Origin of the sequence: Parafannyhessea sp., from assembly GCF_051876455.1 — a bacterium.
GTDB lineage: Bacteria > Actinomycetota > Coriobacteriia > Coriobacteriales > Atopobiaceae > Parafannyhessea.
Map to the genome: position 1 here is coordinate 1 of NZ_JBJEHW010000110.1, position 7,714 is coordinate 7,714.

A 7,714-nucleotide genomic window follows, 5' to 3' on the forward strand; every position below is an offset into this window, starting at 1 on the left:
CTTGCTCGTGGACACGTTGCAGCCCACGATGAGCGCCTCGCGGGCGCGGGTGAGCGCCACGTAGAGGAGCCTGGTCTTCTCGGCCGCCGCGGCCTCGTCGTTTGCGTCGTTGATGTAGCGCGCCCACTCCGCGAGCGTGGACGGGTTGCCCGTGGACTCCACCCGCTTGAGGTCGCTCGAGATGGACTGCTGCGGCATGAGGACGCACGCGCTGCCGCGCCCGGTGGAGAGCCTGCGGAGCTTTCCGCCCTCGGGACGGGTGGCCCAGCACTCCGCCACGGCCGTGACCGGGTACTCCAGGCCCTTGGACGCGTGGATCGTCATCACGCGGACGGAGCTTTCGGGGCCGCCGGAAAGCGATGCGGGCGGGACCTTGGCGACCTGGAGCCAGAGGTCGAACTCCGCCGCGGCGCGCGCGGGGCCGAGCCCCATAGACTGCGTGAGGTCGCGGATGTGGCTCACGGCCGCGAGCACGTTGGCCTCGCGGGCGGCGCCGGCCGGACCCTCCGCCTCCAGGCGCGAGAGCCAGCCAGACTCGCGGGCGACCTGCAGGCACACGTCCGCCACGGGCCTGGTCCTGAGCGCGAGGCGCGCCCGTGCCAGCACGTCGTGCGCGTGGGCGAGCCGCGCGGACGGCGTGGCGTCGTGGAAGAACGCCATGGTCTCGAGCCCGCGGTCGATCGAGCGCATCGTGGGCGCGTCCAGCTCGCGCTGCGCGCGCGTGCCCAGCTGCACGAGGTCGCTCGCGTCGAGCTCGAACATCTCGCTCGTGAGCAGCGGGAAGAGCCCCGCCTTCGTGTCCTTGGGGTTCGCGAGCACGTGCAGGAGCTTCGCCATGACCTCGACCTCGGGCGCCTTCGTGAACGTGGAGCCGCCCGTGACCACGCACTCGAGCCCGCGCGCGCGGATCGCGTCGATGTACGCCGCGGCCTTGGTCGTGGCGCCCAGGAGGAGCGCCATGTCGCCGGGCCGCTCGCCGTGCGCTGCGTACTCCGCGAGCCTGTCCGCGATGGCGGCCGCGGCCACGCTCGCCTGCGTGGCGCTCACCTGGCCGCGCGTGCCCGAGCCGCGCGTGACCTCCACGTCGATGCGCGGCAGGTCGCGGGCACGGTACTTGTCGTCGCGCTCGGGGTTGGCGTCCAGGTGCATGAAGCCCTTGAGCACGCCGTTCTGTCCGCCGCAGACCCTGTCCACCAGCCTCAGCACGTCGCGGTGGCTGCGGTAGTTGATGGCAAGGCGCACGTGCTGCGACGGGGGCAGCTCTTCTCCCCTGCCGTGGAACACGCCCACGTCCGCGCCGCGGAAGCGGTAGATCGACTGCTGGGCGTCGCCCACCGTGGCCAGGTGCCGGGCGTCCTTTCCCGCCAGCAGGCCGATGAGCTCGAGCTGCGTGGCGTCCGTGTCCTGGAACTCGTCCACCATCACCAGGCGGAAGCGGCCCGCGTAGTCGCGCCGCACGATGTCGTTGTCGCGCACGGCCCGAAGCGCCAGGCTCACGACCTCGTCGTTTGAAAGCACGCCGGCCTCGCGCTCGAGCTCGGCCACGCGCTCGTCCACCCTCTGCGCCAGCGCCACGATGTCATCCACCCACGCGCGCGGACGGGCGAGAAGGACGCACGCCCTCGCCTCGGCGAGCGCGCCCTTGGCGGCGTCCAGCTGCTCCTGGAAGGCCTTGCCCCCGCGTGCCGGCAGCGTCACCGCGCCGAGCGTTTCGAGCGCCGCATCCGCCGTGCGCCTGCCCGGCGCGAGCTCCATGAACTCCCTCACGGCCGCCAGGGAGGGCGTGACCTTCTTTTCCGCCGCGTCCGTGAGCTTTTGCGCCGCGAGGGACTCCAGCTCCTCCGCGAGGCTCGCCATGACCTCTGACACGCTGTCTGCCTGCGGAAACGTCAGGCCCTCGTACCCATCCGGCACGGAGCGGGCCGCGGCGCGCACGTCCTGCACCACGCCCATGAGCCCCGTGGCGCCGTCTGCCGCGGCCTCCCCGAGCGTGTACTCCGCAAAGGCCTCGCGCAGGGGCGAGCCCTCCGGCGCATCGTGCGCGTCGTGGTAGGCGCCGCCCACCACCTGCTCCAGGGCCGTCGCCTCGATGGCGCTGGCGTCGTTTCCCTCCACGATCTTGAACTGCGGGTCGAGCCCCAGCTCGAAGGCGTGGCGTCTGAGGATGCGCCCGCACATGCCGTGGATGGTGCTGATCCAGGCGGAGTCAACCTGGAGCGCCTGCTCGCGCATGCCGCACTCGCGCAGCGTGGAGCGCACGCGCTCCCGGATCTCCTGCGCGGCGGCGTCCGTGAACGTGATCACGAGCACCTGCGACAGGTCGTCCAGAAACGGCCTGCCGTCCGTGCCGGAGCCGGGCGAGAGCGCCCACGCCACCCTCCGCGTGAGGGTGAAGGTCTTGCCGGACCCCGCGCCCGCCTCCACAAACAGCGGCTCCTCCAGGGTCGTCACGATCTTGCGCTGCTCGTCGTTCAGTCCTTCAAGGTCGAAGCCGCTCACTTGGTGATCTTCCTCTCGCAGTTCATGACCGGGCAGTGCTCGCAGGCGCTCGCGTCCACGGGCGCCGCCTCGATGTCGCCCTCCATCATGCGCGCCACGGCGGCGCGGATGGCCTCCTCCGTCGCGTCGAGCAGGGCGTCCATGCCCCGGGCGTGCTCCGTGCCAAAGCCCGCGTTCCTCTCCACCGCCATGGCCTTTGCCGCGGCCTTCTTGGGCTGGTGCACGCCAAACACGCGCTCCATCTGGCCCTCGTCCACCGCGCCCGCCAGCACGTGGTCCTGTCCGCGGGTGTTGAGGTACGTCGCGCCGCGGATGGCCAGGTTGGGGAAGTGCCGGCGCACCACCTGCGCGTAGATGAGCGCCTGCACGCGCCGTGGGAGCGAGAAGGGCGCGCCCCCGTCGCCGTCGTCCGCGCCGGAAAACGCGGCGTACTCACGCGCGAAGCCGTTGAACCCCTTGTGCTTGTAGTCGATCACCACGGCGCCACCATGGGGGTCCACGTCCACGCGGTCGACCGTGCCGTTGAGCCACGCGCCCGCGTACTCCACCAGGTCGCCCTTGTGGCCGAAGTCCCACTCGAAGAGCCGCGGCTCGAAGCCCGTGAGCAGGCCCGCCTCGTAGTCGAGCGCGCTGCAGAGGTCGCGCTCGAGCGTGCGGAGCTGGCCCTCGTCCTGCGCGGTGTGCGGCACGAAGGCCTGGTCGCGGTCGTGGCGCCCGGTGCTGACGAACTGCGCGCGCAGGTCCGCGGCAAGCGTCTGGCGCAGGAGCCCCTTGGCGTGCTCGAGCCCCGCGGGGTCGTCCAGACTCACGCGCGAGTGCGGCACGGGCGTCGCCAGGTCCCGCAAGGGGTCCGGCACCGCCTCGCCGCGCGCCTCCATGGCGGCCAGGCCCTCCTGCAGCAGCGTGCGGTGCGTGACCTCCATCACGTGGTGCGCGAACGTGCCCATCTCCATCGGGCCAAAGCCCGCGTCGGAGTCACGCAGGCGCAGGCGCCGCAGGCTGAACCACTTGTACGGGCACTCCAGGTAGGACTCGATCTGCGAGGCCGAGAGGTACGGCCTCCCGTCCAGCAGCTCGGGCTTGCCCTCGACCGGCACGTTGATGAGGGCCCGCGCCGCCGCGTCCGTCACGCGGCCGGCAGGCGCCACGTCCTCGCGGGCGACCGGCTCGGCAGGCGCCGTGCCGCTCGGGCTGAGGTTGGCCACGGCCTCGGTCTCCGCCTGCGCGCGGCAGGCCAGGACCCGCTTGGGCTTCGTGTCGTCGTGCTCGTCCTTCTCGCTCTTGGACGTGCCGTCGTCCGCGGCGTCGTAGCACGCGAGCAGCTCAGTCAGCATGACGGAGGGGTAGCGCGGTTTGGACGCGTCGTCGTTGCCGCTGCGCTCGAGCGTCACGTGCCGGCGCGCCGCGGCGAGCTGGCGCCAGAACCTTGCGCGTGCCTGCGCCATGGTGTCGGGCGCGGGCTCGCGGCAGATGGCCTCGGTCAGCGCGCTCGCGACGTCGTCCGCGGGCTCCACGGGCGACTCCGCCGCGCTCTGTCCGCACACGATGACGGCGTCCACGGAGCCCGCCGCCAGCCGGGCCGCGTCCGCCGGCCCCATGACCTGCACGTTTGCGACGGGCGCGGCAACCTTTGCCGCCACGCCCGGACGCAGCCGCACGGACACGCCCGCGAGCGCCTCCTGCGCGCGCCGCACCAGGTCTGCCAGCGGCACGCGGTCCTCCGCCTTGGGATCAGCGGAGAAGCCGAGTTCCTTTAGGGTGCCTGCCACGTTGAGCACGGCCAGCAGCGAGCCCATGGCGCAGACGTCCGCCATCGGGTCGTCCTCGCGCGTCCACGTGACGGCGACGTTGCCGTCGTCGTCGGTCACGTAGTCGACCGGGCGGGCGCCGTCCTTCTCCCCCACCGCGGCGGGTGCCGCCGACGCAGCTTGCGCCACGTACGGCTGCAGCAGCTTGGACGCCGCCGAGCCGAGCCGGCCGCGCAGCAGCTCGCGCGTTGCCGCGGCGACCTCGGGCGAGGTCGCGCCGGGGTTCTGCAGCGTCCGAAGCACGTCCGCGGGCGTGAGCAGGCGGTTTGAGCGCCACGCGCGGTCCAGGTTGTACGCGCGCGCCGTGGGCACGTGCGCCACGTCGCACAGCAGGAAGTCCGTCACGTGCCGCGGCGGCCACCAGCTCATGTCGCCCAGGTGGACGAGGGTGCCCTCCTCCGTGCGCTCGGGCTCTGGCCACGTGGCGTCGAGCTCCGCAAGCGTCGCGACCGAGCTCGCGAACTCCATATACGCGCGCAGGGCGTCGAGGCTCGCGGCGGGCACGGAGACCCGGCCGCGCACGCCGCAGCCGCGCGCCACGAGCTTGGGCACGAGCTCGCGCCAGGCGCGCACGGTGTCAGGCGCCACCACGACCACGCTGCGGCAGCCCTCCGCCGCGAGCGAGAGCACCTCCTGCGTGACGGCCTCCGCCTCCGCCAGCGGGCCCGCCGGCAGGGCGAGAGACACGGCGCCCTCCGCCGCGACGCGCTCGTCGCCCCGGAACAGGGCCTCGAGCAGGTGCCACAGCTCCGGGACGCGGTCCGGTACCGGGATGGGGCCGGGCTCCAGAGCGTGACCCGACCCCGGGGCGTCGCCCTTCTCGCCCGTTTGCGTGCACGGGATGCCCCGCTTGGCGCAGGCATCCTCAAGGGACGCCGCCGCGCGGGATGCCCCCGCGGCCGCGGCCTCGTTTGCCGAAAGGAAGACCGCAGTCACGTCCGTGTGCGCGGCGAGGGACAGCGCGAGCTCGCGCTGCGGCTTGGACAGCTCGTCGAAGCCAACGAACGCCGTGGGCCAGAGCGACCCCTGAGCGCCGGCAGCACACACGCGGCCGACCACGCCCGCCATGGCGACGGACTCCTCCGTGTAGGAGGACTCGCGCAGCAGCGCCACGTAGCGGTCGAGCACGCGGACCACGTTTGCCTCCGCCCGCGTGAGGCCCAACGCCGCGAGCGCGTCCGGATCCACGGCACCGTCCCCGCGAACGGGAACCCAGGGCAGCGCGGCCGACGCGAGCGCCGAGAGCACGCGGACCGTGCCGGCGTTGTAGGCCGGCGCGTCGGGAGCGCCCTCCCGCGCCGCGGCGGCCAGGGATGACTGCAGCGCGACGGTGCGCGCGAGGGGCTCCACGACCCTGGTGCCGTCGCCCCACACCTGCCAGCGCTCGCGCACCCAGGCGCCGGGCGTGGTCACGGTCACGCCGAGCGAGAGGCCCTGCGCCGCGAGCTCCCGGCAGGCATCGAGCTGCCTGTCAAAGTCCGGCACCAGCAGCGTCGCGCGGCCCTTCTCGCCCACGGCCCTGCGCAGCGCCGCCAACGCGGGCGCGCTAACGAGCCTCTGATCCTCCGTGGTGACGATGTTGAGCGGCATGAGTCCTCCCCTTCGATTGACGGCATCTATCGTAGCGCGGGACGCGGACGCAAATTGCGCTCGATGCGAACGCCGCCGGGCCGTGGCAGGCGGCTGGCACAGGACCCGCCCTTCTCGCCCGTTGCCCAACCGGACGGGTTCTGTACCATCGGCACCGCACAGAACCCTCCCCACCTTGCGTGAGCCACAAAGGCCGACTGGGTTCTGTACCATACGCGAACCCCAGCGTGGCACAGAATCCGCCGTTGCCCGCAGCGCCCGCAAGGTCGCCTCGGTTCTGTACCACGTGCCCAGGCGATAGCGGCACAGAACCCCAACCTGTTGGCGCGGCTTGTGAGACTCGAGAGGGTTCTGTGCGGTGGGGAGACGCCCCAGATTGCAAGGACGGGGTTCTGTACCACCAATCCACAAACTCGGTAGGGTTCTGTGCGGCGGCATCCGATTCAAAAACATATGTCTCAAGGTAGCGATCCCGCGACACAAATTAAGGTGCTTATGACGGGCACAGAACCGCCCAATACTGGCACGCGCATCCCGGCAGCGACACAGAACCCCAACGTCCTTGCGCCCCAGTGCAAGGTTCACAGGGTTCTGTGCGCTTCGTCATCGGCCCTTGGTACAGAACCCCGCTCACTTTGCGCGGCCCGGTGAAATCCATTGGGATCTGTGCGGCTTCGACCTGTCCCCGACCGAAAGCCTTGGGTTCTGTACCACCCCGCAGCAAGATACTCAGGGTTCTGTGCAAAGCCGACTGCTTAAGAAACACATGATCAGAGGTAGACGCCTCGCACCATATGTAAAGAAGTTTATGGCTTGGTACAGAACCGGCCACAACTCGCATCGGCCGTCCGGACATGACACAGAACCCAGTCGTTATTGCTCGGCCGGGCAAGGTCCAGTGGGTTCTGTGCAGGGGTCGGCCGCGTCGTGGCACAGGACCCAGCCCCGCTGCCAGGCTGCACCCAAAAAGCCCGGGTTCTGTGCCAGCGTCTCCGGCACAGAGCCCGGCCATCAGTCCAAAGCTGTGTTATCGTTGCCGCCCGCTACGCCCTGCCGAGCTGCTCCTCCTTGAGGCGGTACGCCGCGGCGATGATTTTGGCCGCGCCCTCGCGCCCGAACACGGAACGGTCCACCACCAGGTCTTTGTCCGTGTACATGTCCCACTTGCCGTTGCTGTAGCGCGTGTAGAAGCGCTCGCGTTCGTGCTGGCGCTTGCGCACGAAGGCGCTCGCGTCGTGCGTGGTCATGCCGTGCTTTGCGCGCACGATCTCCACGCGCACGTCGAGCGGCGCCGTGACCAGCACGGATATGAGGTTGGGGTTGCGCCGCAGGATGTAGTCGGAAAGCCGGCCCTCGATGATGCACGGGCGCGTGCTGCCCAGGTCCAGGATGACCTGGCGGATCGCCTGGAACGCCCGGTCCGCGCCCGAGCGCTGGTCCATGCTGTCGGGCAGGAACGCGAGCGGCCCGTGCTGCGGTCGCTCGTCCACCGCGGCGAGCTGGTCGACGTCGACCCCGGTACGCGCCGCGGAGCGGACCAGCAGCTCGTTGTCGTACAGGGGAATCCCCAGCATCACGCTGAGGAGCTTGCCCACCTCGTGCCCCTCCGCGCCGTAGTCGCGCGCGATGGAGATGACGATGGGCTCCTGGTTGGCGGGGTTGGCTGAGCCGGCGACGTCCGCGCTGTGCCTGGCGTCGTATGCGTTCGTGGTTGGCATGCTTGCCTTTCGATCGTGTCGATAGTGGTTTTGCCGCGGCCGAGAAGGGCCGTCCCCTCACAGGGTAGCCCTTCTCGGCCGCTTGGTGTGCCGCCGGCC

Annotated in this window: 3 protein-coding genes; all 3 read right to left on the minus strand. The window is 71.1% G+C overall.

What is annotated here, in order from left to right; translation table 11 throughout:
- Window positions 1-2,499: UvrD-helicase domain-containing protein (locus ACI38Z_RS05030; protein WP_439789097.1), on the minus strand; the 2,499-nt coding region annotated here is incomplete at its 3' end.
- Window positions 2,496-5,897, minus strand: a complete 3,402-nt coding sequence (locus tag ACI38Z_RS05035) for a PD-(D/E)XK nuclease family protein (protein ID WP_439789098.1) — start codon at window positions 5,895-5,897, stop codon at window positions 2,496-2,498. The genes ACI38Z_RS05030 and ACI38Z_RS05035, both read right to left, overlap by 4 nt.
- A 1,043-nt stretch (window positions 5,898-6,940) precedes the next feature.
- The gene (locus ACI38Z_RS05040; RefSeq protein ID WP_439789099.1) at window positions 6,941-7,615 is read right to left on the minus strand and encodes an AAA family ATPase; all 675 of its coding nucleotides are present in this window, start codon (window positions 7,613-7,615) and stop codon (window positions 6,941-6,943) included.
- Window positions 7,616-7,714: the final 99 nt, after the last annotated feature.